Here is a 24,611-nt window from a genome sequence, read left to right as displayed (position 1 = left end):
CCGATCCTGACACCCCGCCGTGGCACGCTCGACATCACCTGCACCGCGGACCAGAATGCGGTGACCCCCACCCCGGAAGGCCACAGGTGACCACCCCGACCGACAGCTCGCGTCCCTTCGGGTACCGGTTCGCCATCGCCGTCCTCCGGCCGGTCTTCCGGGCGCTGACGCGCCGCCGCTGGGAGGGGGCCGAGCACCTGCCGACCACGGGCGGCTGGGTCGTGTGCCCCAACCACGTCTCGCACGTCGACCCGCTCGCCTTCGCGCACTTCCTCGTCGACCAGGGGTACTCGCCGCGCTTCCTCGGCAAGGACGAGGTCTTCCGCGTCCCGGTCGTCGGGGCGGTGCTGCGCTCGGCCGACCAGATCCCGGTGCACCGCGAGTCGGGCAGCGCGGTCGACGCCTACCGCGCCGCGGTCGCCGCGGTCCGCGCGAACAAGTGCGTCGCCATCTACCCGGAGGGCACGCTCACCCGCGACCCCGGCCTCTGGCCGATGCGCGGGAAGACCGGCGCGGCCCGCGTCGCCCTCGAGACCCGGTGCCCCGTCGTCCCCGTCGCGGTCTGGGGGCCGCAGGAGATGCTCGCGCCGTACGCGCGGGTGCCGCGGCTCCTGCCGCGCCCCGTCATGCGGGTGCGGGCCGGCCGCCCGGTCGACCTCGCGGACCTCTACGACCTGCCGGTGACGGCCGAGGTGCTCGCCGAGGCGACCCGCCGGATCATGGCCGCCATCACCACCGAGCTCGAGGTGCTGCGGGGCGAGCCCGCGCCCGCCGAGCGCTTCGACCCCCGACGGGCCCGCGTCACCCCGACCGGCCGACCCCGACCGATCGAGGAGGCGTCATGAGCCGAGCGGCCGTCTACGGCACCGGGAGCTGGGGGACCGCCTTCGCGGCCGTCCTCGCCGACGCCGGCACCCCGGTGACGATGTGGGGCCGGCGGCCCGAGGTCGTCGCGCAGGTCAACGAGGGCGTCAACCGCGACTACCTCCCCGAGCTGCGCCTGCCGGGCACCGTCCGCGCGACGACCGACCCGGCGGAGGCCGCGGACGGCGCGGACGTCGTCGTCCTCGCGGTGCCCTCGCAGACCCTGCGCGACAACCTCACCGCCTGGGGGCACGTGCTGCCGGGCGACGCCGCGGTCGTCTCGCTCATGAAGGGCGTCGAGCTCGGCACGACCCGGCGGATGTCGGAGGTCGTCGCCGAGGTCGGGGGCGTGGACCCCGACCGGGTCGTCGTCGTCTCCGGTCCCAACCTCGCGCGCGAGATCGCGGCCAAGCAGCCCGCCGCGTCCGTCGTCGCGAGCCGGAGCGAGGAGATGGCCGAGCGCGTGGCCGCGGCCTGTGCCGCACCGTACTTCCGCCCGTACACCGGCTCCGACGTCGTCGGCACCGAGATCGCCGGCGCCGTCAAGAACGTCATCGCCCTCGCCGTCGGGATGGCCGAGGGCCTCGGGATGGGCGACAACTCCAAGGCCTCGATCATCACCCGCGGCCTCGCCGAGACGATGCGCCTCGGGACCGCGCTCGGCGGCGAGGCCGTGACCTTCGCGGGCCTCGCCGGGGTCGGGGACCTCATCGCGACGTGCATGTCGCCGCTGTCGCGCAACCACTCCTTCGGCGTCCGGCTCGGGCAGGGGATGGCCGTCGACGAGGTCGTCGCGTTGACCCGGCAGACCGCCGAGGGGGTCAAGTCGTGCACCTCGATCCTCGAGCTCGCCGGCGCGCACGGCGTCGATGTGCCGATCATCGAGCAGGTCGACGCGATGATCCGGCACGGCCGGACCGCGCAGGAGGTTGTCGCCGCCCTGCTCTCGCGGCCCCGCAAGGCCGAGACCGCCTGAGCCGCAGCGGCACCCGCGGGTTCAGCCCGCCGCGTGGTCCAGGGCGGTCGCGAGGTCGCGCCACAGGTCGTCGACGTCCTCGACGCCGACCGAGAGCCGCAGCAGCTCGTCGGGGACCTTGAGGGGCTCGTCGGGCTGGCGCTTGCGTCGCTCGAGGAGGCTCTCGACGCCGCCGAGGCTCGTCGCGTGCACCCAGAGCCGCGTGGCGGCCGAGACGCGCTCGGCGCCGTCGGCCCCGCCGACGACCTCGATGCTGACGATCGCGCCGAAGCCGGGGTAGCGGACGCGGGTGACGGCCGGGTGGCCCTCGAGCCGGCGCGCGAGCTCGACCGCGCTCGCACAGGCCCGCTCGAGGCGCAGGTGCAGGGTGCGCATCCCGCGCAGCGCGAGCCAGGACTCCATCGGCCCGGCGATGGCGCCCCGCAGGCGCCGGTACCGGTGCAGGCGGTCGTGGAGGGCGCGGCCGGCCTCGGTGGGCGCCGTGACGACCGCGCCGAGGAGGACGTCGCTGTGGCCGGCGAGGTACTTGGTGACCGAGTGCACGACGACGTCGGCGCCGTCCTCGAGCGGCCGCTGGAGGAGCGGCGTCGCGAAGGTGTTGTCGACGACCGTCAGCACCCCGCGCTCGCGGGCGGCGGCGGCGAGGGTCGCGACCTCGGCGACCTCGAGGAGGGGGTTGGTCGGTGACTCGAGCCAGAGCAGGTCGGCGCCGTCGAGGGCGGCGACGACCGCCGCGCTGTCGGTGAGGTCGACCCGGCGGACCGTCGCGGCGCCCTCGGCCTCGAGGTCGCCGACGGTCGCCATCACGCCGTTGTAGGCGGCGTCCGGGACGACGACGGTGCCGCCGTGGGGGAGGAGCGAGAACGCGGCGGACACGGCGGCCATCCCGGAGGCGAGGACGAGCGCGTCGCCGCCCTCGAGCGAGCCGAGGGCCTCCTCGAGGGCCGACCACGTCGGGTTGCCGCCGCGGCCGTAGCTGACCGCGCCGTCCGCGTGGTAGGTCGAGGTGAGCACGAGCGGCGCGCCGACCTGCGCTCCCGGGGAGGCCGGCTCGCGCCCGAGGGCGACGAGCCGGGTGGCGGGGGCGAGGGGCTCGGGCGAGGAGGGGCCGTCGGTCACGAGGGCCACCCTAGGGGCGGCTAGAGTCGCCTGCGATGACCGACCGCCCAGCCGACAAGATCCGCGTCGCCCTCGTCTTCGGGGGCCGCTCGTCCGAGCACGCCGTCTCCTGCGCGACCGCCGCGAGCGTCCTCGAGGCGCTCGACCGCGACCGCTACGACGTCGTGCCCGTGGGCATCGCCAAGGACGGCCACTGGGTCCTCGCCGCCGACGACCCCGAGCCGCTGCGGCTCGCGCCCGGCCACGAGCCGCAGGTCGACGGCGGGTCGGCGAGCGTCATCGTCCCGACCTCGGCCACCGACCGCACCCTCGTCGTCCACGAGGCGGGGCAGGCGCCGCGCACGCTCGGGGAGGTCGACGTCGTCTTCCCGCTGCTCCACGGCCCGTTCGGCGAGGACGGCACCATCCAGGGGCTGCTCGACCTCGCCGACGTCCGGTACGTCGGGTCGGGCGTCACCGCCTCGGCGGTCATGATGGACAAGGCGATGATGAAGACCGTGCTGGCGGCGGCCGGCCTGCCGGTCGGCCCGTACGTCGTCATCACCGACCGCGACTGGCGGCGCGACCCCGCGGCCGCGATGGACGCCGTCGGCGCCCTGACCTTCCCGGTGTTCGTCAAGCCGGCCCGCGCCGGGTCGAGCATGGGCATCACGAAGGTCGCGTCGACGGACGCCCTCGAGGCCGCGATCGAGGCGGCCCGCGAGCACGACCCCAAGGTCGTCGTCGAGCAGGGCATCGTCGGGCGCGAGATCGAGTGCGGCGTCCTCGAGGGCCGTGGCACCGACGCCCCCCGCACGAGCGAGCTCGGCGAGTGCGTCGTCGTGCAGAACCACGACTTCTACGACTTCGAGGCCAAGTACCTCGCGGGGGACGACGTGCGGCTCGAGGCGCCGGCCGACGTGCCGTCGCAGGTGGCCGTCGACATCCGGTCGATGGCGGCGCGCGCCTTCGAGGCCGCCGGCTGCGAGGGCCTCGCCCGCGTCGACTTCTTCCTCACCGACGAGGGCGAGATCGTCCTCAACGAGGTCAACACGATGCCCGGCTTCACCCCGAGCTCGATGTACCCGCGGATGTGGGCCGCGACCGGGGTCGCCTACCCCGAGCTCATCGACGAGCTCGTCGCGCTGGCGCTCGAGCGGCGCACCGGCCTGCGCTGACGCGCCGCCGCCGCGGGGGTTCAGCGGCAGCGGAGACCGTTGGGCGGCAGGGCCTTCGCGACCTCGTCGAAGGCCGGCAGCACGAGCGGCGCGGGGTCGTAGGCCGACGGCACGAGCACCTCGAGCGCGGGGTCGGTGCCAAACGTCGTGAAGCGCGTGCCGTCCGAGAGGCTCGACGGGATCCATCCGACGCCGTCGATCTCGATGCACTCCGTCTCGGTCGGCGCCAGCGCGCCGACGCCGCAGCGCGCGACCACCGCGGGGTCGCCCCACGCGGCGACGGCAGCGTTCGCGGGGTCGGTGTCGACGCGCTCGTGGCCGCCGACCTGCGCCGGCCAGCGGGGGTCGCCGCAGCCGGCGGCGCCCCCGGGCACGCTCACCCCGACGGCCGTGGAGCACCCGGACAGCAGGACGGCGGCAGCGCCGAGCGCTGCCGCCGTCCGACGGGGTCCGGGCACGCTCAGACGTGGACCACGGTGCACGTGAGGGTGCGGGTGATGCCCTCGGTGTCCTGGATGCGGGAGATGACGAGCTTGCCCAGCTCGTCGACGGTCGCGGCCTCCACCCGGGCGATGACGTCGTAGGGGCCGGTGACGTCCTCGGCGAGGACGACGCCGTCGATGCCGGCGATCGTCGCGGCGACGGACGCGGCGCGCCCGACGTCGGTCTGGATCAGGATGTAGGCCTGGACCACTGAACTCCACCTTGTCGTCGGTCGGCGGGGCCGGTGCGGCCCCGCACGTGGTGCCCACCGGGTCCGGCGGGGCTCGACCCAGACGCTACCGTGCCGGTGGACCGGACGTCACCGCAGGGAGGGAGCACCGCGTGGAGCGCCTGCGCGACCTGGACGAGGCCGAGCTCCTCGCCCGCGTCTTCCCCCTCTACGCCGCGGCCGTGGCCCCGGACGACGCGGCCCTGCCGGTCGGCCCGGGCGACGACGCCGCGGTGCTCGCGACCCCGTCCGGCACGGTCGTCGCGACGACCGACGGGATGGTCCGCGGCCGCGACTGGCGCGACGACTGGTCGGGCCCGCACGACGTCGGCGTCAAGGTGAGCGTGCAGAACCTCGCCGACGTCGCGGCGATGGGCGCCGTCCCGACCGGGCTGCTCGTCTCGCTCGTCGCCGACCCCGACACCCCGGTCGACTGGGTGCTCGGGCTGGCCGAGGGCATCGCCGCGGTGTCGCGGGAGTCCGGCGCACCCGTCGTCGGCGGCGACCTGTCGTCCGGGCCGGCGGGGGTCGTGACGGTCACCCTCACGGCGCTCGGCGACCTGCGCGGCCGGCGACCGGTCCGGCGCTCGGGCGCGCGCCCCGGCGACGTCGTCGCCGTCTGCGGCACGCTCGGGACCTCCGGCGGCGGCCTGGCCCTCTACCTCGCGGGGCGTTCGTCCGGGGGAGGGGAGGACGCCGACCGGCTGCGCGCGGCCCACCGGGCGCCGCGGCCGCCGTGGGAGGCCGGGCCGGTCGCCGCCGACGCCGGCGCGCACGCGCTCGTCGACGTCTCGGACGGGCTCGTCACCGACCTCGGGCGGGTCGCCCGGGCGAGCGGGGTGGGCATCGACCTGTCGGGGGAGGCGCTGCGGACGCGGTTCGCGAGCGGCCCGCTCAAGCGCTGCCTCGGGGCCGACGAGGCGCTGCGCCAGGTGCTCGGCGGGGGCGAGGAGCACTCGCTCGTCGGGTGCTTCCCGGCGTCGGTCGACCTCGGAGCGCTGCCGGGGCGGCCGTGGGTGGCGGTGGGCCGGGTCGGCGGGACCGGGCCCGACGGCGCGCGCGTCACGGTCGACGGGGTCGTGCCGGACGTGCGCGGCTGGGACCACTTCGCCGGCGCCTGAACCCTGCCCGGAAGACGCGGAACGGGCGGCCTCCGCGAGGGAGGCCGCCCGTTCCGAGGTGCGTCAGGGGGAGGTCAGCGCTTGACCTTGCCCGCCTTGAGGCACGAGGTGCAGACGTTGAGCCGCTTCGGGGTCACACCGGCCTCGCCCACCATCGCCTTGACGCGCTGGATGTTGGGGTTCCAACGGCGCTTCGTGCGGCGGTGCGAGTGCGAGATGTTGTGCCCGAAACCGGGGCCCTTGCCGCAGACGTCGCAGTTGGCAGCCACGGGAGATCTCCTGATGCAGTAACGGTCGTGTGGTCATCGGGGCGCGGCGCAGAGCGCACGCGCAACCGGACAAGAGTAGCCGAGGGCCACCGGCCCGACCAAAACGGCTCCGGCGGGGGCGACGGACCACCCCGTTACCCTGACATCGTGCCCGACGTCCTCACCGCCGCCGACGCCCGGCAGTGGGCCCTGCTGACCCGGGCCGCCCTCGCGGCGCGCCGCACGGAGATCGACGAGCTCAACGTCTTCCCCGTGCCCGACGGCGACACGGGCACCAACCTCTACCTCACCCTCGACGGCGCGATCGACGAGGTCGTCGCGGCGCGCTCGGCCGACGGGGGGAGCGGCGCCGTCGGGCTCGTCGAGGAGTGCCGAACGCTGCGCCGCGCCGTCCTGCTCTCGGCCCGCGGCAACTCCGGGGTCATCCTCAGCCAGGTGGTCGGAGGCGTCTGCGACGTCGTCGTCGAGGAGGACGCCGCCGAGGTCGACGTCGCGCTCCTCGCCGCCTGCCTCGAGCGGGGGGCGGCCAAGGCCCGGGCCAGCGTCGCGCACCCGCAGGAGGGGACCATCCTCAGCGTCGCCGACGCCGCGGCGGCCGGGGCCCGGGCGGCCTGCGACGCCGGCGGCTCGATGGCCCAGGTGTCGGCCGCCGCCGTCGAGGCCGCGACGGAGGCGCTCGCCCGCACGCCCGAGCAGCTGCCGGCCCTCGCCCGCGCCGGCGTCGTCGACGCCGGGGGAGCGGGCTGCGTCCTGCTCCTCGAGGCCCTGCACCGGGTCGTCACCGGTGCGTGGACGAGCGCCGACGAGGGGCTGCTCACCGCGGCGAGCGGCACCGACCCCGCGCGCTGGCACTCCCCGCCGCGGCGCCCGTCGCCGGACGACACGACCGACGAGGGCGAGGCGCCCGGGCCGGCCTTCGAGGTGATGTACCTGCTGCTGGACACCGACGCCGCGCGCGTGCAGGCGCTGACCGAGCAGCTCGACGCCCTCGGCGACTCGCTCATCGTCGTCGGCGGCCCGGACCTCTGGAACGTCCACGTCCACGTCGACGACGCCGGCGCCGCGGTCGAGGCCGCGCTCGGCGCGGGCCGGCCGGAGCGCATCCGCATCACCCACCTGCCGAGCCAGGTCGCGGCCCGTGAGGCCGTCGTGCCCCTCGGGGTCGTCGCCGGCGCCGCGGGGCCGGGGGTCGTGGCCCTGCTCGAGGAGGCCGGCGCCGTCGCGCTGGAGTTCGGCCCGGGCCGGCGCGCCTCGGCCAGCCAGCTGCTCGACGCCGCCCGGCGCACCGGGGCCTGCGCGGTCGTCGTCCTGCCCGCCGACCCCGACGGGCTGATGGCCGCCGAGGTCGCGGCCGAGGCCGGCGCGGCCGACGGGCTCGAGGTGCACGTCGTCCCGGCCCGCACCACCGTGCAGGCCATCGCGGCGATGGCCGTCCTCGACCCCGCGCGGCCGGTGCACGCCAACGTCGTCGCGATGACCCAGGCCGCCGTCGCGACCCGCCACGGGGCGGTGTCGGTGGCCACCAAGGAGGCGCTGACCTGGGCCGGCGTCTGCCGCCCGGGGGACGTCCTCGGGATCGTCGACGGCGACGTCGCGTTCCTCGGCACCGACCTCGCGGCGTCCGCGCGCGACGTCCTCGACCGGCTCCTCTCGGCCGGCGGCGAGCTCGTCACCCTGGTCCGCGGCGCCGACGCCGACCCGCTGCTCGTCGAGCGCCTCGCCACCGACCTCGGGCGCGAGCGACCCGAGCTCGAGGTCGTCGTCCTCGACGGCGGCCAGCCCGTGTACCCGCTCCTCATCGGGGTGGAGTGACGTGGCGACCGAGTCCAGCCCGCTGCGGCCGATCATCGCCACGGCCGCCGCCGACTTCGCCAAGCACCGTGACGTCCACACCGTCGGCGACCTGCTCGCCTACTGGCCGCGTCGCTACCGCACCCGCGAGGCGGACCTCGGCGCCGTGACGCCCGGTGAGTTCCTCGTCGGGGTCGCCGAGGTGCGCTCGGCGCAGACCCGGCGGATGAAGACGCGCAAGGGCACGATGCTCGAGGTCGTCATCACCGACGGGCGCCACGAGCTCGACATCACGTTCTTCAAGGCCTGGGGCCACGACAAGGTGCTCGTGCCCGGGGCCCGCGGGATCTTCGCCGGCACGGTCGGCACCTACCGCGGTCGCCTCCAGCTGACGCACCCCGGCTACACGATGCTCGACGACTACGACGCGGGGGATCGGCGCGACCTCATCCCCATCTACCGCCGGGTCGGCAAGCTGCACACGTGGACGGTCACCGAGTCGGTGCGCCGCGTCCTCGACGTCCTCGACGACGTGCCCGACGCCCTGCCGGCGGACGTCCGTGCGCGGCGGAACCTGGTGTCGCGCACCGACGCCCTGCGCGGCATCCACGGCCCGGACACCCTCGAGCAGGTCGCGGCGGCCCAGCAGCGGCTGCGCTACGAGGAGGCGTTCGTCCTCCAGGCGACGCTCGCGCAGCGCCGGCGGGCCTCGGCCGCGACGGCGACGCGCGCCCGCGCCGGGCAGGCCGACGGGCTGCTCGCCGCGTTCGACGAGCGGCTGCCGTTCACCCTCACCGACGGCCAGCGGGACATCGGGGCAGTCGTCGCCGACGAGATGGGCCGCGAGGTGCCGATGCACCGGCTGCTCCAGGGCGAGGTCGGCTCCGGCAAGACGGTCGTCGCGCTGCGGGCGATGCTCCAGGCGGTCGACTCCGGAGGCCAGGCCGCGCTGCTCGCCCCGACCGAGGTCCTCGCCGCGCAGCACCACCGGACGATCACCCGGATGCTCGGCGACCTCGCGGAGGGCGGGATGCTCGGCGGCGCCGAGCACGGGACGCGGGTCGCGCTGCTCACCGGCAGCCAGCCGACCGCGGAGCGCCGGCGCACCCTCCTCGACGTCGTGAGCGGCGACGCGGGCATCGTCGTCGGCACGCACGCGCTGCTCCAGGAGCACGTCGACTTCTACGACCTCGCCCTCGTCGTCGTCGACGAGCAGCACCGGTTCGGGGTCGAGCAGCGGGACGCGTTGCGCGCCAAGGGGTCCACGCCGCCGCACGTCCTCGTCATGACCGCCACGCCCATCCCGCGCACCGTCGCGATGACGGTGTTCGGCGACCTCGAGACCTCGACCCTGCGCGAGCTGCCCGCCGGGCGAGCGCCGATCACGACCCACGTCGTGCCCGAGGACCGGCCGGGGTGGATGGAGCGGACGTGGCAGCGCATCGCCGAGGAGGTGCGGTCCGGCCGGCAGGCGTACGTCGTGTGCCCGCGCATCGGCGACGACGACGCGCCCGAGGACGGCGCCGTGCTGACCGTCGAGGCCACCGACCCCGACGCCGACGAGGCCCAGGCACCGCCGCCGCGGCCGCTGACCAGCGTCACCGCCCTCGCCGCGCGGCTGGCCGACGAGCCGGCGCTCGCCGGGCTCACCCTCGAGGTCCTGCACGGCCGGATGCCGCCCGAGGACAAGGACGCCGTCATGGGGCGCTTCCAGCGGGGCGAGACCGACGTCCTCGTCTCGACGACGGTCGTCGAGGTCGGGGTCGACGTGCCGAACGCGAGCGTCATGGTCGTCATGGACGCCGACCGCTTCGGGGTGAGCCAGCTGCACCAGCTGCGCGGGCGCATCGGCCGGGGCGGCTTCCCCGGGCTGTGCCTGCTCGTCACCGGGTCCGAGGCCGAACCGGCACTGACCCGGCTCGCCGCGGTCGCGGGGACGACGGACGGCTTCGAGCTCGCCCGCCTCGACCTCGCCCAGCGCCGCGAGGGCGACATCCTCGGGGCCGCGCAGCACGGCCGGCGCACACAGCTGGAGTTCCTCCACATCCTCGAGCACGAGGACGTCATCGAGCAGGCCCGCGAGGACGCCTTCGCGCTCGTCGACGCCGACCCCGACCTCGCCGACCACCCCCTGCTGGCGGCCGCCGTCCAGGCCCGCGTCGACGCCGAGCAGGCCGCCTACCTGGAGCGTGGCTGATGACCCGCATCATCGCCGGCACGCACGGCGGACGCACCCTGCGCACCCCGCCCGGCGCGGGGACCCGCCCCACGAGCGACCGGGTCCGCGAGGCGCTCTTCTCGGCGCTCGAGGCCCGCGGCGCGGTGCGCGGTGCCCACGTCCTCGACCTCTACGCCGGCTCCGGCGCGCTCGGCCTCGAGGCGGTGAGCCGCGGGGCGCGCTCGTGCGTGCTCGTCGAGTCCGACCGGCGCGCCGCGACGGTCATCGCCGCCAACGTCGCCTCGCTCGCGCTGCGAGGGGTGCGGGTCGTGCCGACGACGGTCGCCTCGGCGCTCGCCGGCGAGCCCGGGGCCGAGGGCCCGGCCGACCTCGTGCTGCTCGACCCCCCGTACGACGTGGGGGAGGAGGCGCTGGCCTCCGTGCTGGAGCGGCTCGCCGACGGCTGGCTCGGGGACGACGGGCTCGTCGTCGTCGAGCGCTCCTCGCGCTCACCGGAGCCCGCCTGGCCCGCCGGCCTCGAGCGCGTCGGCAAGCCGCGCAAGTACGGCGAGACCACCGTCTGGCTCGCCGAGCGCCCCTGACGCTCGTCGAAGGACGGGATGCGTCGACGCAGGTCAGGCATGCCCTCTGACAGGATGCGTGGATGAGCGACTACGAGATCCCCCGGCCGGTCAGCGGCGACGTCATCGAGCGCATCCTCGAGGACCACCGGCTCTTCGAGGACCTCCTGCGCGAGGCCCGGCGCACCGACACCGACCGCGAGGCCGCCCGCCGCGCCCTGGCCGAGGTGCTGACCGCGCACGCCGTCGCCGAGGAGGAGAAGGTCTACCCGACCCTGCGCCGCAAGGCCGACGACATCACCGACCACGAGGCCGAGCACGGCGAGGAGGAGCACGCCGAGATCAACGAGGCGCTGCTGGCCTTCCTGCGCGCCAAGGGCACCGACACCCAGAAGTACGACGACGCCCTCGAGGACCTCGCGACGGTGGTCAACCACCACGCGAACGAGGAGGAGCAGACCATCCTCAACCCGGCGCGCGAGGAGGTCGACCTCGAGGTGCGCGAGCGGCTCGGCGTCGACTGGCTGACCCGCCGCAACCAGCTCCTCGAGGAGGGTTGCGGCTCCGAGGAGCAGGTCGCCGCCCTCATCGACGAGGCCGTCGCCAAGGGCGCCCTCGCCCCCGAGGAGGCGCGCGAGGAGGCCGACCGCATCAAGGAGGAGGCCAAGGAGAAGGCCGAGGAGGTCGAGGACGCCGCGAAGAACGGCGACTGACCCACCCCGCCCGGGCCCTTGCTAGGTTGGCGCGCGTGAGCGAGCGCGTCCGCCGGGCCGTCTGCCCCGGCTCCTACGACCCGGTGACCCACGGCCACCTCGACGTCGTGGCGCGCGCCGCCGCGCTGCACGACGAGGTGGTCGTGGCGATCCTCCACAACCCCGCCAAGCAGGGGACCTTCACCGTCCCCGAGCGGGTGGCCCTCGTCGAGCACGCGCTCGCCGACCGGGACCTCGCCGACGTGGTGCGGGTCGAGGCCTTCGCGGACCGGCTCCTCGTCGACGTCTGCCGCGACCTCGGGGCCGACGTCCTCGTCAAGGGCCTGCGCGGTGGCACCGACTTCGACTATGAGCTGCCGATGGCCCGGATGAACCGCCACCTGACCGGCCTCGAGACCCTGTTCCTGCCGGGGGAGCCCTCGCTCGCCCACGTCTCGAGCTCGCTCGTCAAGGAGGTCGTCCGCTACGGCGGCGACGTGACCGGCCTCGTGCCCGACGAGGTCCGCGACGCCCTCGTCGAGCGGCTGCGTGAGCGCTGAGGCGAGCGCCCCGGAGCGGACCCGCGCCGGGCAGCGCACGACGGGGCGGCGACCGGGCTTCCGGCGCGACGTCGAGGGCCTGCGCGCCGTCGCGGTGCTCTCCGTGCTGGCCTACCACGCCGGCCTGCCGGTCCACGCCGGCTTCGTCGGCGTCGACATCTTCTTCGTCATCTCCGGCTTCCTCATCACCGGCCTGCTCGTCGCCGAGCTCGACCGCACGGGGACGGTCTCGTGGGTGCGCTTCGTCGGCCGCCGCGTGCGCCGGCTCCTGCCGGCCGCGGTCCTCGTCCTCCTCGTCACGAGCCTGTTCTCGTGGCTCGTCATCCCCGGGCAGCGCCGCCAGCAGGTCGGCCACGACGTCATCGCCGCCGCGACCTACGTCGTCAACTGGGTCCTCGCCGGCCGCGAGGTCGACTACCTCTCCTCGGACGTGCGCCCGTCGCCGGTGCAGCACTTCTGGAGCCTCGCGGTCGAGGAACAGTTCTACGTCGTCTGGCCGCTCCTCCTGCTGACCCTCGCCGTCGTGGCCCGCCTGCTTGGCCGGCGCCCCGACCGCCGCACCGTGGCGATCGCCCTCGGCGCGCTGACCGGGGTGTCGTTCGTCTGGTCGCTCGTCGCCTCGCACACGAGCCCGGAGGCGTCCTTCTTCACGACGACGACCCGCGTCTGGGAGCTCGGCGTCGGTGCCCTGCTCGCCGTGTGGCTGACCGGCCGCCAGCGCCCCGCGGGCGGCAGCCGCGCCGCCGACGCCCTCGGCTGGCTGGGGCTCGCCGCCCTCGTCGTCGTCGCCGTCGCGCTGCCCACCGGCATCGAGTGGCCGAGCGGGTGGGCGCTGCTGCCGACGCTGCCGACCGCGCTCGTCCTCTGGGCCGGGTGGCGCGGGGGCCGCTCCGGCCCGGTCCGGCTCCTCGGCACCCGGGCGATGGTCTGGGTCGGCGGCCTGTCGTACTCGATCTACCTCTGGCACTGGCCGGTGCTCGTCCTCGGGGACTGGAGCGCCGAGCGGCTGACCGGCGGTCCGTTGCCCGGATGGGCCCGCGTCGCGCTCGCCCTGGGGTCGCTCTGGCCGGCGTGGGTGTCGTGGCGGTTCGTCGAGCAGCCGATCCACCACGGGACGTGGCTGCGGCGTCGGCCGCGCGTCCTCGTCGCCGCGGGCCTCGGGATGTCCGGGCTGGCCGTGCTCGCCGCCCTGCCGCTGCTGCCGCTGGCGTCCCCGTTCGTCACGACGCCGCCGGACGGCCGCGTGCCGCCGCTCACGCAGCTCGGGGCATCCACCGTCGTGCCGGGCCGCGCCGTCGCCGACGACGTGCAGCCCGGCTGGGTCACCCCCGACCCGCTCGTCAGCGGCGAGGACCGGCCGGACGCCGACGTCGACCGCTGCCAGGTCGACCACGGCGCCACGGAGCCGGTCGCCTGCACCTTCGGCGACCCGCGTGGCGCCGTCACCGTCGCGCTCGTCGGGGACTCCAAGGCGATGCAGTGGCTGCCCGCGCTCCAGGAGCAGGCCGGCGAGCGCGGCTGGCGCGTCGTCACCTACGGCAAGTCCGCCTGCGCGTTCAGCGCCGCACCGGCGGCCAACGCCGGCCGGGCCTATCCCGAGTGCGACGCCTGGAACGCCGCCGTGGCGCGGGCGCTCGCGGCCGACCCGCCGGACGTGCTCGTCACCTCCGGCGTGGCGCGGGGAGCCTGGGACGGCTCGCGCACCGACGCCCCGCTCCTCGAGGACGGCTACGCGCGGCGCTGGGCCGCGCTCGCCCGCGCCGGGGTCCCGGTCGTCGTCGTCGGCGACAGCCCGGTCTCGCCGGACGACCTCGACGTCTGCGCCGCCTGGCACCCCGACGCGCTCGCGCAGTGCACCTTCGCGGCCGCCCCGGCCGTCGCGGCGAGCGGCCTGCCGGTGCAGCGCCCGGCCGTCGAGCGGGCGGGGGAGGGCGTCGCGCTCCTCGACCTCACCCCGTGGATCTGCCCCGGCGGCGAGTGCCCGCCGGTCGTCGGGCACGTCACCGTCCACCGCGCCGGCGACCACGTCACCGCGACCTACGCCCGCACCCTCGCGCCGCAGGTCGCGGGCGCCGTCGAGGCCGCCCTCGCCCCGCCGGGACGCCGCTGACGGCCCCGGTTTGGGGAGGTGGGGGGCCTGCCGGTACCGTTGTCCTTCGGTCTGCGTCCGTGCGGCGTGACCCGAACCCGTCCCGACCCCACCGAAAGCCCATGTCGCGTCTCGATCCCCGGTCCCCCTTGGTGCTCGACACCAAGCTCGTGGGCCGTCGACCCGGGACGATGCACGAGCTCGAGCGTGAGGCAGGGGCGCCGAGCGATCTCGGCACCGACGTCATCCGCGTCGAGGAGGGCAGCCCGCTGTCCCTCTCGCTGCGGATGGAGTCCGTCGTCGAGGGCGTGCTCGTCACGGGTTCGGTGCGCGGCACGGCCACCGGCGCCTGCGTGCGGTGCCTGGACCCGGTGAGCGTCCCGCTCGACGGTCACTTCCAGGAGCTGTTCGTTCACGCCGATCGCCACGACCACCACCACGAGGTGGGGGACGAGGACGCCGACGAGGAGTACCGCGTCGAGGACGGCTACATCGACCTCGACCCGGTGGTCCGGGACACGGTGGTGCCCGCACTGCCGTTCCAGCCGGTGTGCCGGCCGGACTGCCCCGGGCTCTGCTCCGTGTGCGGACAGCCGCTCGCGGAGGACCCCGAGCACCAGCACGACGAGATCGACCCCCGATGGGCGGCGCTCTCGGCCCTGGCCGAGAACCCGTCCACGCCGACAGAGAAGAGGACCTGACGTGGCCGTTCCGAAGCGGAAGATGTCGCGCTCCAACACCCGCTCGCGCCGCGCCAACTGGAAGGCGACGGTCGTCGCGACGACCACCTGCCCGCAGTGCAAGGCGCCGACCCAGCCGCACATGGCGTGCCCGTCGTGCGGCACCTACAAGGGGCGCCACTTCGGCGCCGCCGAGCGCACCGAGCACCAGGCCTGACCCCCCTCCCCATGGGGAAGGGGTCGGCCTCGGCCGATGCACTCGCGCCCCTGCGCCCCGTCGCCGAGCTCGTCGGTCACCTCTCGGAGGTGACCGGCGGTCCGGTCGACGAGGCGCTGGTCCGGCGTGCCCTCACCCACCGCTCGTACGCGTACGAGATGGGGGGACTGCCGCACAACGAGCGGCTCGAGTTCCTCGGTGACTCCGTCCTCGGGCTCGTCGTCACGACGACGCTCTACGACACCAACCCGGACGAGTCCGAGGGCCAGCTCGCGAAGCTGCGCGCCGCCGTGGTCAACATGCGGGCCCTCGCCGACGTCGGGCGCACGCTCGGCCTCGGCGACTTCGTGTTCCTCGGCCGCGGCGAGGAGAGCACCGGTGGGCGCGACAAGGACTCGATCCTCGCCGACACCGTCGAGGCGGTCATCGGCGCCGTGTACCAGTCGGCCGGCATCGAGGCCGCGGGCGAGCTCGTCCACAGCCTCGTCGACCCGCTGCTCGCCCAGTCCGCCACCCTCGGGGCCGGCCTGGACTGGAAGACGAGCCTGCAGGAGATCAGCTCGCGCCACGGCCTCGGCTCGCCCGAGTACGTCGTGACCGAGGACGGCCCCGAGCACGCGAAGTCCTTCGAGGCAGCGGTCGTCGTCGGCGGCCAGGTCCTCGGCCGCGGCTCCGGCCGGACGAAGAAGGTCGCCGAGCAGGAGGCCGCCGCCCACGGCTGGGCCGCCATCCGCGACGCCCACGAGCCGCCCGAGGGCCGCCCGAGCGGTGCCTGAGCTCCCCGAGGTCGAGGTCGTCCGCCGCGGCCTCGCCGCACACGTCGAGGGCCGGCGTCTCGCGGCCGTCGAGCTGCGGGGACATCGGGTCGCGCGCCGCCACCTGCCCGGGCCGCAGGACCTCGCCCAGCGCCTCGAAGGCCGCCGGGTCGCCGCCGTCCGCCGCCGCGGCAAGTACCTCTGGTGGGACCTCGAGGACTCCGTCGGCCTCATCCTCCACCTCGGGATGAGCGGCCAGCTGCTCGTCGAGGACGCCGCCGCGCCCGACGAGAAGCACCTGCACGGCCGGTTCACGTTCGACGACGGCGGGCCCGAGCTGCGCTTCGTCGACCAGCGCACCTTCGGCGGTCTCGCGCTCGCCGACCTCGACGACGCCGGCGTGCCGCGCAGCATCGCCCACATCGCCCCCGACCCCCTGGAGCCGGCGTTCGACCGGGCCGCGACGATCCGGCGCATCAAGGCCAAGGACAGCGCGGTCAAGCGCGTCCTGCTCGACCAGACCGTCGTCTCCGGGATCGGCAACATCTACGCGGACGAGTCCCTCTGGCGCGCGCAGGTGCACGGCGAGCGGCCGGCGTCGGCCCTGACCAAGCCGCGCATCGGTGCCCTCCTCGACCACGCGACCGACGTGATGACCGAGGCGCTGGGCCAGGGCGGGACGAGCTTCGACGCCCTCTACGTCAACGTCAACGGCGCCTCGGGCTACTTCGACCGCTCGCTCGCCGCCTACGGCCAGGCCGGCCGCCCGTGCCGACGCTGCGGCACCCCCATCCGCCGCGAGCAGTTCATGAACCGCAGCTCGTTCTCGTGCCCGCGCTGCCAGCCGCGCCCCCGCAGGGTCAGGGCAGCGGGATCGGCTTGAGCCGCACCGGCTTCCCGGTCTTGCGCTCCGACAGCTGCGCCATCGCGGTCCGGACGGTCGAGCTGTAGAGGTGCGCCCCGCGGATGCTCGGGTGGATGCCGTCCGACTGGAGCATCCCGCTCGTGTCGGCCAGCGCCCGGTCCCAGTCCGCGACGACGACGTTGTCGTGCCCGGCGACGACCTCGCGCAGCTGCTCGTTGTCGGTCTCGGCCCGGGCGTAGCGGCCGTGCACGGTGAGGACGACGACCATCCGGTCCGGCCCGATCTCGCGCAGGGTCCGCTCGATGGACCGCGCGTCCGTGCCGAAGTTCGTGCCGAAGGCGAGGACGACGACGCGGCGCAGCCCGTCGCCACGCGCCCCGACAAGCCGCGGCGCCTCGCTCCAGCGGCGGTTGGAGCGGGCGTCGATCCGGATATTCGGGAAGTAGTACTCCATCGCCGGCTTGGCGCCGACCAGCATCGAGTCGCCGAACGCGTCGACCTCCGCGCCCGTGGGCATGCTCCAGTCGGCGGCGGTGGGCCGGATGCCCGCGGCCTCGGCCGGTACGGTGGAGCGGGTGGCCGAGGGAGTCGGCGCGGCGCTCGTGGCGGCGGCCTCGCGGGCCAGGGCCGCCTCGTTGGCCTCGATCATCTGCTCCGTGGCGGTGCGGTCGGGGGCGGTCGCCATCACCGCGGTCGTCGCGACGGCCGCGACGGCGAGGACGGCCCACACGGTGCGGGCCCGGCGGGTCCCGGCGCGACGCATCCGGCGGGCCAGGGCCCGGAAGGCCCCGCCGAAGCCGAGGCGCCGGACCGGGGTCTCGACGAAGCGGTAGGAGAGGTCGGCGGCCGCGACCGTGACGAGGACGGCCCAGCCGCGGGTCAGCACGTAGTCGAGCCCGCCCGGCGCGACGGGGATGTCCTGCCCCACGACGAGGACGACGGGCCAGTGCCACAGGTAGATGCCGTAGCTGCGCGAGCCGACCCAGCGGAGTGCGGGCAGGTCGAGCAGGGCGCGCAGCCGGCCGGGCCGCTCGACCACGACGAGGACGACGCCGGCCGTCGCGAGGGAGGCGAGGAGGATGCCGCCGCGGAAGGTCAGCGACGACTGCTCGTCGGCGAGGACGAGCAGGCCGCCGAGGACGGCGAGCGCGACGGCGCCGACCGTGCGGCGGTGGCGCTCCCAGAGGGCGGTCCGCGTGCCCGCGCGCCCGGGGGCGGCGAGCGCCAGCGCGAGGGCGGCGCCGACCATCAGACCCGTCGCGTGGGTGTCGGTGCCGTAGTAGACGCGCGTGGGGGCGTCCGGGTCCAGGCGCAGGGCCATGAGCAGCGAGGAGGCGACGGCGAGCCCGAGCGCGGTGGCGGCCCGCGCCTCCGGCCGGCGGACCGCCCGCAGCAGGAGGAGGAGCGCGAGCGGCCACAGCAGGTAGAACTGCTCCTCGACCGCGAGGGACCAGAGGTTGGCGAGCAGCGTCGGGGAGGTCGCCGCGAAGTAGTCGGTGCCGGCCGCGACCTCGAGCCAGTTCGAGGTGAAGGTCAGCGCCCCGAGCACCTGGCGACCGACGCCGACGAGCAGGTCGCCCTCGGCGACGCGGGCCAGCAGCACCGCCGACGGCACGAGGACGAGCAGCGCCGGCAGCAGGCGGCGGGCGCGGCGGGTCCAGAAGCCCCGCAGGTCGACCCGGCCGGTGCTCGCGCGCTCGCGCAGGAGGAGCGTCGTGATGAGGAACCCGGAGAGGACGAAGAAGACGTCGACGCCGAGGAACCCGCCGGGCAGCCAGCCGGGGTCGAGGTGGAAGACGACGACCGCGACGACGGCGAGGGCGCGCAGCCCGTCGAGACCGGCGAGGCGGTGGCCCGGCCGGGAGGCGTCGTCGACCGGGCGGGTCGCGGTGGTGACACCACCGAGCCCGTCGGGCGCCGCGGGTGCGACCGGGTCCATGCTGGAACGGTAGTGACGCGGGGGGCCGCCGTGACGGAGGCGCGCTGTGGGGCGCCTGTGACGCCTGTCGCGCGCGCTGCCTACGATCGGCGCGTGGACGAGGAGCGGCAGGACGGGCGCGGGGACGGCGAGCGCGCGACGGTGTTCGTCCGCGGCCGCGTGCAGGGGGTCGGCTTCCGCTGGTGGACCCGGGCCCGGGCGCTCGAGCTCGGGCTCGTCGGCTGGGCGCGCAACACCGCCGACGGACGGGTCGAGGTCGTCGCCGAGGGGCCGCGCGCCGCCGTCGAGGCCCTCCACGGGATGCTCGCGGAGGAGCCGTCGACGACCGGCCGGCCGGGCCACGTGGCCCTCGTGTCCGCGCCGCTGTGGGCGGCGGCCAAGGGGGAGAGCGGGTTCCGCGAGCGCTGAGCCCCGTTCGCGCTCCGGACGCCGCGCGCCGGCCCGGGCGTGGGTTCCTACGATGGTGCCGTGAGCGACATCCCCCCGGACCTCGCGCGGCTGCGCTCGAGCATCGACAACATCGACGCCGCGCTCGTGCACCTGCTCGCCGAGCGGTTCAAGTGCACCCAGGCCGTCGGTGAGCTCAAGGCCGCCGCGGGGCTGCCCGCCGCCGACCCCGGCCGCGAGGAGCGCCAGGTGGCGCGCCTGCGCGCGCTCGCCGACGAGTCGGGGCTGGACCCGCAGTTCGCCGAGGCGTTCCTCAACTTCATCATCGCCGAGGTCATCCACCACCACGAGCACATCGCGGGCGCCGGCTCCTGACCCCGGTCCCCGGACCACACGCGTATCGGGTGACCCGATACCGGTGCGCTTCACCCGACAACCGTTCCCGGGTAGAGCGCGGTCGTATCGGGTGACCCGATACGCGTGGGATGCGTGGGATCCGGGCACGAGCCCTGCGGACGTCCCATCAGGCACAGCAGCCTCAGCGGCACCAGGGGCCACAGGCACCTCCGGGGGATGCCGCGTCCCGCCACCGCGCCGCGACCCCGGTAGCATCGCCCGCGACCCGGCCGCGGCCGGGGCCGCCCGACCCCTGCGAGAGACGACCCGCCGATGTACCTCAAGACGCTGACCCTCAAGGGGTTCAAGTCCTTCGCCTCGGCGACGACGATGCGCCTCGAGCCCGGCATCACCTGCGTCGTCGGCCCCAACGGCTCCGGCAAGTCCAACGTCGTCGACGCGCTCGCCTGGGTCATGGGCGAGCAGGGCGCCAAGAGCCTGCGCGGCGGCAAGATGGAGGACGTCATCTTCGCCGGCACCGCCGGCCGCGCCCCGCTCGGGCGCGCCGAGGTCAGCCTGACGATCGACAACACCGACGGCGCCCTGCCCATCGACTACACCGAGGTGACGATCACCCGGACGATGTTCCGCGGCGGCGGCTCCGAGTACGCGATCAACGGCACGGGTTGCCGCCTGCTCGACGTCCAGGAGCTGCTCTCGGACTCCGGCCTCGGCCGCGAGATGCACGTCATCGTCGGCCAGGGCCAGCTCGACACCGTGCTGCGCGCGACACCGGAGGAGCGCCGCGGGTTCATCGAGGAGGCCGCCGGCGTCCTCAAGCACCGCCGCCGCAAGGAGCGGGCGCTGCGCAAGCTCGAGCAGATGGAGGGCAACCTCACCCGCGTCCAGGACCTGACCGGCGAGATCCGCCGCCAGCTCGGGCCGCTCGGTCGCCAGGCCGAGGCCGCGCGCCGGGCGGCGGTCGTCCAGGCCGACGTCCGCGACGCCCGCCTGCGCCTGCTCGCCGACGACCTCGTCCAGCTGACCGGCATCGTCGAGCGGGAGGTGGCCGACGAGACCGCTCTCCTCGAGCGGCGCACCGCCGTGGAGGACGCCCTCGCGACGGTCCGCGGCCGGCTGACCGAGGTCGAGCGCCAGGCCGCCGACGCCGCGCCCGAGCTCGGCCGGGCGCAGGAGCGGGTCGTGCGGCTCCAGAGCCTGCGCGACCGGCTCGAGTCCACCGGCTCGGTCGCGGCCGAGCGGGTCCGCCTGCTCTCGCAGGACGAGGTGCACGAGAGCACCTCCGGCCGCGACCCCGAGGAGCTGCGCGCGCAGGCCGCCCGCGCCCGCGAGGCCGAGGAGCTGCTCCAGGCCGAGATCGCCGAGACGACCCAGGCCCTCCAGGACGCCGTCGCCGCCCGCGAGGACGCCGAGAAGGCCTTCACCGCCGAGCAGCAGCGCCTCGCCCGCCTGGCCCGGGCCGCGGCCGACCGTCGCGAGGGGCTGGCCAAGCTCGCCGGCCAGGTCGGCGCCCGGCGCAGCCGCATCGAGGCGGGGGAGGCCGAGATCGGCCGGCTCCAGGCGCTGGTCACCGAGGCCCGCCAGCGCGCCGCCGACGCCGAGCGCGAGTTCGCCTCGCTCGAGGGTGGCATCGCCCACGAGGAGGAGGGCGAGGAGGGCCTCGACACGACGTACGAGGCGGCCGCCGAGCGGCTCGCCGAGGTCGAGGCCGAGGTCGAGCGGCTCCAGCAGGAGGAGCGCGAGGCCGAGCGCGACCGCTCGACCGCCCAGGCCCGCCTCGAGGCGCTCGAGCTGAGCCTGCGCCGCAAGGACGGCGCCGCCACGCTGCTCGAGGCCGCCGACGACGCGCACGCCGTCATCGGCGCGGTCGCGGCGCTCGTCCAGGTCGCCAAGGGACACGAGGCCGCGGTCGCCGCCGCGCTCGGGTGGGCGTCCGAGGCGCTCGCCGTCGGGTCGGCGGACGCCGCCGCGGCCGCGCTCGCCTCGCTGCGTGACACCGACGGTGGCCGGGCCGCGCTGCTCGTCGGCGAGACCGCCGCGCCGCAGGACCCGGCATCGTGGCCGTCGCTGGACGCCGACGCCGTCTGGGCGCGCGACGTCGTCACCGCCCCGGACACCGTCCTGCCCGCCGTGCACCAGGTGCTCGAGCGGGTCGCCCTCGTCCCGACCGCCGCCCACGCGGTCGCCCTCGTCGCCCGCCACCCGGGCGTCACCGCCGTGACCGCCGACGGCGACGTCTTCGGACCCGGCTGGGCCCGCGGCGGCAGCAGCGCCGGCGAGAGCCTCCTCGAGGTCCAGGCCGCCGTCGACGAGACCCGGGCCACCCTCGACGAGGCCGCGGCGCGGGCCGAGCGGACGCGCTTCGCCCTGGCCGCCGCCCGCGAGAAGGCGACCGCCGTCGAGACCGACGTCGACGCCGCGCTCGAGGCCCTCCACGAGTCCGACGCCCGGATGGCCGCCGTCGCCGAGCGCCTCGGCGGACTCGGGGCCGCGATGCGCACCGCCGGGGCCGAGGCCGAGCGCGCCGAGAAGGCCATCGCCGGTGCCAGCGAGCGGCTCGAGGCCGACCGCGCCGAGCTCGACGCCCTCGCCCAACGCCTCGCCGAGGCGGAGGCCGAGCCGGCCGCCGACGACGCCGACCCGTCCACCGACGAGCGCGACCGCCTCGAGCTCGAGGCCAGCCGGGCCCGCACCGCCGAGACCGAGGTCCGCCTCGCCCTGCGCACCAAGGAGGAGCGGGCCCGCTCGCTCGCCGGGCGGGCCGACTCCCTCGAGGGCGCCGCCCGCAACGAGATCGCCGCCCGCGAGCGGCTGCGCGAGCGGCGCGAGAAGCGCCGCCGCGAGGCCGAGGTCGCCGCCGCCGTCCACGAGGCCGCGACGTGGGCCGTCGAGGAGGTCGCCGCCGCGCTCACCCGGGCCGGGACGCTGCGCGACGCCGCCGAGGCCGAGCGGGTCGAGCGCGACCGCACCGTGGCCGGGCTGCGGGAGCGGCTCGGGACCGTCCAGGACGAGCTGCGCGACCTCACCGACGCCGCGCACCGCGACGAGATGGCTCGCGCCCGGCAGCTGGCGCGCATCGAGCAGCTCCAGGCCAGGGCCGTCGAGGAGCTCGGCGTCGACCCCGACGTGCTCGTCGAGGAGTTCGGGCCGCACCAGCCGGTCCCGCACGTCGCCGCGCCGGGGGAGGACCCCGACGCGCTGCCCGAGCCGCAGCCCTACGTCCGCGAGGAGCAGGAGAAGCGGCTGCGCAAGGCCGAGCGCGCCCTCTCGGCGCTCGGTCGGGTCAACCCGCTCGCGCTCGAGGAGTTCGCGGCGCTCGAGGAGCGGCACACGTTCCTCACGACCCAGCTCGAGGACCTCAAGCGCTCCAAGCGCGACCTGCTCGACATCGTCAAGGAGGTCGACGAGCGCGTCGAGCAGGTCTTCACCGAGGCCTTCTTCGACACCAAGGAGCAGTTCGAGCGCGTCTTCCAGCGGCTGTTCCCCGGCGGCGAGGGGCGGCTGGTCCTCACCGACCCCGACAACATGCTGACGACCGGCATCGAGGTCGAGGCGCGCCCGCCCGGCAAGAAGGTCAAGCGGCTCTCGCTGCTCTCCGGTGGCGAGCGCTCGCTCGTCGCGGTGGCGCTGCTCGTCGCGATCTTCAAGGCCCGCCCGAGCCCGTTCTACATCATGGACGAGGTCGAGGCGGCGCTCGACGACACCAACCTCGGCCGGCTCATCACCCTCTTCGAGGAGCTGCGCGACTCCAGCCAGCTCATCGTCATCACGCACCAGAAGCGCACGATGGAGGTCGCCGACGCGCTCTACGGCGTCTCGATGCGCGGCGACGGCGTGACGACGGTCGTCAGCCAGCGCATCCGCGACGTCGCCGCCTCCGCCTGACCACGGAAGGGCCGGGCACCCCCGGCGCCCGGCCCCTCCGTGCCGGGTCGCCCCGGCGGTGTCCTACTTCTGCGCCACGCAGCACCCGAAGCACGGTCCGCACTTGACGAACGCGTTCGCCGGCAGCGTGGTGGACAGGAGCGTTCCCCCCGCGATGAGCGAGACGGCGACGATACGAGCAACCTTCTTCATGGTGTTCCTCTCGGTCGAAGTGACCGGGACGCTACTCGGCTACCGGGATCCGCGCGCGCTGGACGAACCCGGCCCCTGCGCCCAGGCCGCGAGGAGGGCGCGCTCGTCGGCGTCGTCGAGCCCGGTGCGCCGCGGCTGGTCGGCCGGGCGCGCCTCCTCCCACGCGAGGGTGTCGCGCAGCGTCTCGAGGAGGGGACGGTGCGTCAGGCCGAGCGCATGGGCGGCCTCGCCGGTGCGCGAGGCGAAGCCGCCGTACTCGGCGAACGGCAGCCAGAGCGGGAGCGAGCGCGGCCCCATCCACGCGTCGACGCCCTGCTCGGCGAGCCACGCCGGATCCGCCGCGACGACCTCGGCATCACCGCCGGCCGCCGCACGGGATGCCTCGAGCAGCCGCCCCAAGGTCGTCGTCGGGCCGACCGCGTCGACGACGCCGCTCGTGCCGGACTCGGCGCAGCGGACCATCCAGGCGGCGAGGTCGCGGCCGTCGAGGACCTGGACCGGGTCGCCGAGGGCGGCGGGCACGAGGACCCGCCCCGGCGCGGCGGGGTGCGCGAAGCGCCAGGGCCACCACCCGGTGCGCCCCGAGGAGTCACCCGGCCCGCCGATGAGGCCCGCGCGTGCCACGAGCGTCCGGGACGGGCCGAGGCCGTCGAGGACGGCCTGCTCGCACGCGACCTTGGCGCCGCCGTAGGCGTCGGGGTCGTCGCCGCCGACGTCGCGCGGGGCGAGCAGCGGCGTGGACTCGTCGGCCCCCGGGACGGAGTGGTCGGCGTAGACGTTGCCGGTCGACACGAACCCCCAGTGACCGACCCGGCCGGCGAGGGGGGCCACGGCCCGTCGCACCTGGCCGGGGTCGCGGGCGACGTCGAGCACCGCGTCCCAGTCCTCGTGCTCGACCCCGCCGAGCCCGGCGTCCGGGTCGTCGCGGTCGACCCGGACGAGCCTCGCGCCGTCCGCCGGAGCCCCGGAGCGGCCGCGTGCCACGCAGGTGACGTCGTGCCCGCGCGCGAGGCCGGCGCGGGCCAGCTCGCGGCCGAGGAAGGCGGTGCCACCGAGGACGAGGAGTCGCATCCGGCCACCCGACCACGCTCGACGGGTCGCCCGAAAGGGTTGTTCGCGCAGGGCGGAGCGCGTCGTGGCGATCGCCGACACCCCGGTTCGTCCACGAGACCCCGGTTCGTAGCCCGTGTCTCGTGGACATTTCGGGGTGACCCCGAAATGTCGTGACGGGTGGGACAGGTGGGG

At 75.8% G+C, this 24,611-nt stretch carries 23 protein-coding genes; 17 read left to right on the top strand and 6 right to left on the bottom strand.

Annotation, left to right across the window (positions count from 1 at the left end; all coding sequences use genetic code 11):
- Window positions 1–86: 86 nt before the first annotated feature.
- Window positions 87–845, top strand: a complete 759-nt coding sequence (locus tag J3473_RS10715; RefSeq protein WP_207023267.1) for a 1-acyl-sn-glycerol-3-phosphate acyltransferase — start codon at window positions 87–89, stop codon at window positions 843–845.
- On the top strand, window positions 842–1,840 hold the full coding sequence (locus J3473_RS10710; RefSeq protein ID WP_030527930.1) for an NAD(P)H-dependent glycerol-3-phosphate dehydrogenase: 999 nt from the start codon (window positions 842–844) through the stop codon (window positions 1,838–1,840). The genes J3473_RS10715 and J3473_RS10710 overlap by 4 nt, the downstream gene beginning before the upstream one ends.
- A gap of 21 nt (window positions 1,841–1,861) precedes the next feature.
- Here the strand turns inward: J3473_RS10710 and J3473_RS10705 are convergent, their stop codons facing one another.
- Window positions 1,862–2,959 carry a PLP-dependent aspartate aminotransferase family protein gene (locus J3473_RS10705; protein ID WP_207023265.1) on the bottom strand — a complete coding sequence of 366 codons (1,098 nt, stop codon included), beginning with the start codon at window positions 2,957–2,959 and terminating at the stop codon, window positions 1,862–1,864.
- Between the two features lie 35 nt (window positions 2,960–2,994).
- On the opposite strand from J3473_RS10705, the gene J3473_RS10700 reads away from it, so the two are divergent.
- Window positions 2,995–4,116, top strand: a complete 1,122-nt coding sequence (locus J3473_RS10700; RefSeq protein WP_207023263.1) for a D-alanine--D-alanine ligase family protein — start codon at window positions 2,995–2,997, stop codon at window positions 4,114–4,116.
- 20 nt (window positions 4,117–4,136) lie between these two features.
- Here J3473_RS10700 and J3473_RS10695 read toward each other — a convergent pair whose 3' ends face one another.
- Both J3473_RS10695 and J3473_RS10690 read right to left on the bottom strand, forming a co-directional pair.
- Window positions 4,137–4,574: a DUF3515 family protein gene (locus tag J3473_RS10695; protein WP_207023261.1), complete on the bottom strand. Its 438-nt coding sequence runs from the start codon at window positions 4,572–4,574 to the stop codon at window positions 4,137–4,139.
- Window positions 4,575–4,576: 2 nt separating this feature from the next.
- Window positions 4,577–4,810 (bottom strand): Lrp/AsnC family transcriptional regulator, encoded by a 234-nt coding sequence (locus tag J3473_RS10690; RefSeq protein WP_207023259.1) that lies wholly within the window; start codon window positions 4,808–4,810, stop codon window positions 4,577–4,579.
- A gap of 131 nt (window positions 4,811–4,941) precedes the next feature.
- On the opposite strand from J3473_RS10690, the gene thiL reads away from it, so the two are divergent.
- Entirely contained in the window at window positions 4,942–5,949 is a 1,008-nt protein-coding gene (gene thiL / locus J3473_RS10685; protein ID WP_207023257.1) for a thiamine-phosphate kinase, read from the top strand.
- Window positions 5,950–6,023: 74 nt separating this feature from the next.
- On the opposite strand, the gene rpmB is transcribed toward thiL, so the two are convergent.
- Window positions 6,024–6,218 (bottom strand): 50S ribosomal protein L28, encoded by a 195-nt coding sequence (rpmB, locus tag J3473_RS10680; protein WP_030527936.1) that lies wholly within the window; start codon window positions 6,216–6,218, stop codon window positions 6,024–6,026.
- Between the two features lie 147 nt (window positions 6,219–6,365).
- On the opposite strand from rpmB, the gene J3473_RS10675 reads away from it, so the two are divergent.
- The 10 genes from J3473_RS10675 (at window position 6,366) to mutM (ending at window position 16,624) form a co-directional block, all read left to right on the top strand.
- Window positions 6,366–8,030: a DAK2 domain-containing protein gene (locus J3473_RS10675; RefSeq protein ID WP_207023254.1), complete on the top strand. Its 1,665-nt coding sequence runs from the start codon at window positions 6,366–6,368 to the stop codon at window positions 8,028–8,030.
- A 1-nt stretch (window position 8,031) separates the two neighbouring features.
- Entirely contained in the window at window positions 8,032–10,206 is a 2,175-nt protein-coding gene (locus J3473_RS10670; protein WP_207023252.1) for an ATP-dependent DNA helicase RecG, read from the top strand.
- On the top strand, window positions 10,206–10,769 hold the full coding sequence (rsmD, locus tag J3473_RS10665) for a 16S rRNA (guanine(966)-N(2))-methyltransferase RsmD (RefSeq protein WP_207023250.1): 564 nt from the start codon (window positions 10,206–10,208) through the stop codon (window positions 10,767–10,769). The genes J3473_RS10670 and rsmD overlap by 1 nt, the downstream gene beginning before the upstream one ends.
- A 62-nt stretch (window positions 10,770–10,831) precedes the next feature.
- Complete coding sequence (locus J3473_RS10660; RefSeq protein ID WP_030527940.1) at window positions 10,832–11,461, top strand: hemerythrin domain-containing protein; 630 nt, start codon at window positions 10,832–10,834, stop codon at window positions 11,459–11,461.
- 35 nt (window positions 11,462–11,496) lie between these two features.
- Window positions 11,497–12,000: a pantetheine-phosphate adenylyltransferase gene (gene coaD, locus J3473_RS10655; RefSeq protein ID WP_030527941.1), complete on the top strand. Its 504-nt coding sequence runs from the start codon at window positions 11,497–11,499 to the stop codon at window positions 11,998–12,000.
- Entirely contained in the window at window positions 11,990–14,110 is a 2,121-nt protein-coding gene (locus J3473_RS10650; RefSeq protein ID WP_207023247.1) for an acyltransferase family protein, read from the top strand. Before coaD ends, J3473_RS10650 begins: the two co-directional genes overlap by 11 nt.
- A gap of 101 nt (window positions 14,111–14,211) precedes the next feature.
- Window positions 14,212–14,790, top strand: coding sequence for a DUF177 domain-containing protein (locus tag J3473_RS10645; protein ID WP_030527943.1), 579 nt, complete (start codon window positions 14,212–14,214; stop codon window positions 14,788–14,790).
- Between the two features lies 1 nt (window position 14,791).
- Window positions 14,792–14,986 carry a 50S ribosomal protein L32 gene (rpmF, locus tag J3473_RS10640; RefSeq protein WP_207023244.1) on the top strand — a complete coding sequence of 65 codons (195 nt, stop codon included), beginning with the start codon at window positions 14,792–14,794 and terminating at the stop codon, window positions 14,984–14,986.
- Window positions 14,987–14,997: 11 nt separating this feature from the next.
- Window positions 14,998–15,762 (top strand): ribonuclease III, encoded by a 765-nt coding sequence (gene rnc / locus J3473_RS10635; protein WP_207023242.1) that lies wholly within the window; start codon window positions 14,998–15,000, stop codon window positions 15,760–15,762.
- Window positions 15,755–16,624, top strand: a complete 870-nt coding sequence (mutM, locus tag J3473_RS10630) for a bifunctional DNA-formamidopyrimidine glycosylase/DNA-(apurinic or apyrimidinic site) lyase (protein WP_207023241.1) — start codon at window positions 15,755–15,757, stop codon at window positions 16,622–16,624. Before rnc ends, mutM begins: the two co-directional genes overlap by 8 nt.
- Here the strand turns inward: mutM and J3473_RS10625 are convergent.
- Window positions 16,602–18,545 carry an acyltransferase family protein gene (locus J3473_RS10625; RefSeq protein WP_207023239.1) on the bottom strand — a complete coding sequence of 648 codons (1,944 nt, stop codon included), beginning with the start codon at window positions 18,543–18,545 and terminating at the stop codon, window positions 16,602–16,604. The two genes, mutM and J3473_RS10625, sit on opposite strands and share 23 nt — an antisense overlap.
- A gap of 93 nt (window positions 18,546–18,638) precedes the next feature.
- Between J3473_RS10625 and J3473_RS10620 the strand changes: the two genes are divergently transcribed.
- The 3 genes from J3473_RS10620 to smc all read left to right on the top strand — a co-directional run bounded on the left by J3473_RS10620 (window position 18,639) and on the right by smc (window position 23,174).
- Window positions 18,639–18,953: an acylphosphatase gene (locus J3473_RS10620; RefSeq protein ID WP_207023238.1), complete on the top strand. Its 315-nt coding sequence runs from the start codon at window positions 18,639–18,641 to the stop codon at window positions 18,951–18,953.
- A 39-nt stretch (window positions 18,954–18,992) separates the two neighbouring features.
- The gene (locus J3473_RS10615; protein WP_030527949.1) at window positions 18,993–19,307 is read left to right on the top strand and encodes a chorismate mutase; all 315 of its coding nucleotides are present in this window, start codon (window positions 18,993–18,995) and stop codon (window positions 19,305–19,307) included.
- 294 nt (window positions 19,308–19,601) lie between these two features.
- Complete coding sequence (gene smc, locus J3473_RS10610) at window positions 19,602–23,174, top strand: chromosome segregation protein SMC (protein WP_207023236.1); 3,573 nt, start codon at window positions 19,602–19,604, stop codon at window positions 23,172–23,174.
- A 231-nt stretch (window positions 23,175–23,405) separates the two neighbouring features.
- On the opposite strand, the gene J3473_RS10605 is transcribed toward smc, so the two are convergent.
- Window positions 23,406–24,437 (bottom strand): NAD-dependent epimerase/dehydratase family protein, encoded by a 1,032-nt coding sequence (locus J3473_RS10605; protein ID WP_207023234.1) that lies wholly within the window; start codon window positions 24,435–24,437, stop codon window positions 23,406–23,408.
- Window positions 24,438–24,611 lie beyond the last annotated feature (174 nt).

Source organism: Phycicoccus sp. DTK01 (genome assembly GCF_017312765.1).
GTDB lineage: Bacteria > Actinomycetota > Actinomycetes > Actinomycetales > Dermatophilaceae > Phycicoccus > Phycicoccus jejuensis.
This window is presented reverse-complemented; position numbering and strand designations above follow the sequence as displayed.

Coding starts and splice junctions, on each gene's coding strand:
- rnc (WP_207023242.1), top strand. CDS start 14,998: ATGGGGAAGGGGTCGGCCTCGGCCGATGCACTCGCGCCCCTGCGCCCC.
- smc (WP_207023236.1), top strand. CDS start 19,602: ATGTACCTCAAGACGCTGACCCTCAAGGGGTTCAAGTCCTTCGCCTCG.
- rsmD (WP_207023250.1), top strand. CDS start 10,206: ATGACCCGCATCATCGCCGGCACGCACGGCGGACGCACCCTGCGCACC.
- J3473_RS10625 (WP_207023239.1), bottom strand. CDS start 18,545: ATGGACCCGGTCGCACCCGCGGCGCCCGACGGGCTCGGTGGTGTCACC.
- J3473_RS10645 (WP_030527943.1), top strand. CDS start 14,212: ATGTCGCGTCTCGATCCCCGGTCCCCCTTGGTGCTCGACACCAAGCTC.
- J3473_RS10710 (WP_030527930.1), top strand. CDS start 842: ATGAGCCGAGCGGCCGTCTACGGCACCGGGAGCTGGGGGACCGCCTTC.
- J3473_RS10605 (WP_207023234.1), bottom strand. CDS start 24,437: ATGCGACTCCTCGTCCTCGGTGGCACCGCCTTCCTCGGCCGCGAGCTG.
- J3473_RS10700 (WP_207023263.1), top strand. CDS start 2,995: ATGACCGACCGCCCAGCCGACAAGATCCGCGTCGCCCTCGTCTTCGGG.
- J3473_RS10660 (WP_030527940.1), top strand. CDS start 10,832: ATGAGCGACTACGAGATCCCCCGGCCGGTCAGCGGCGACGTCATCGAG.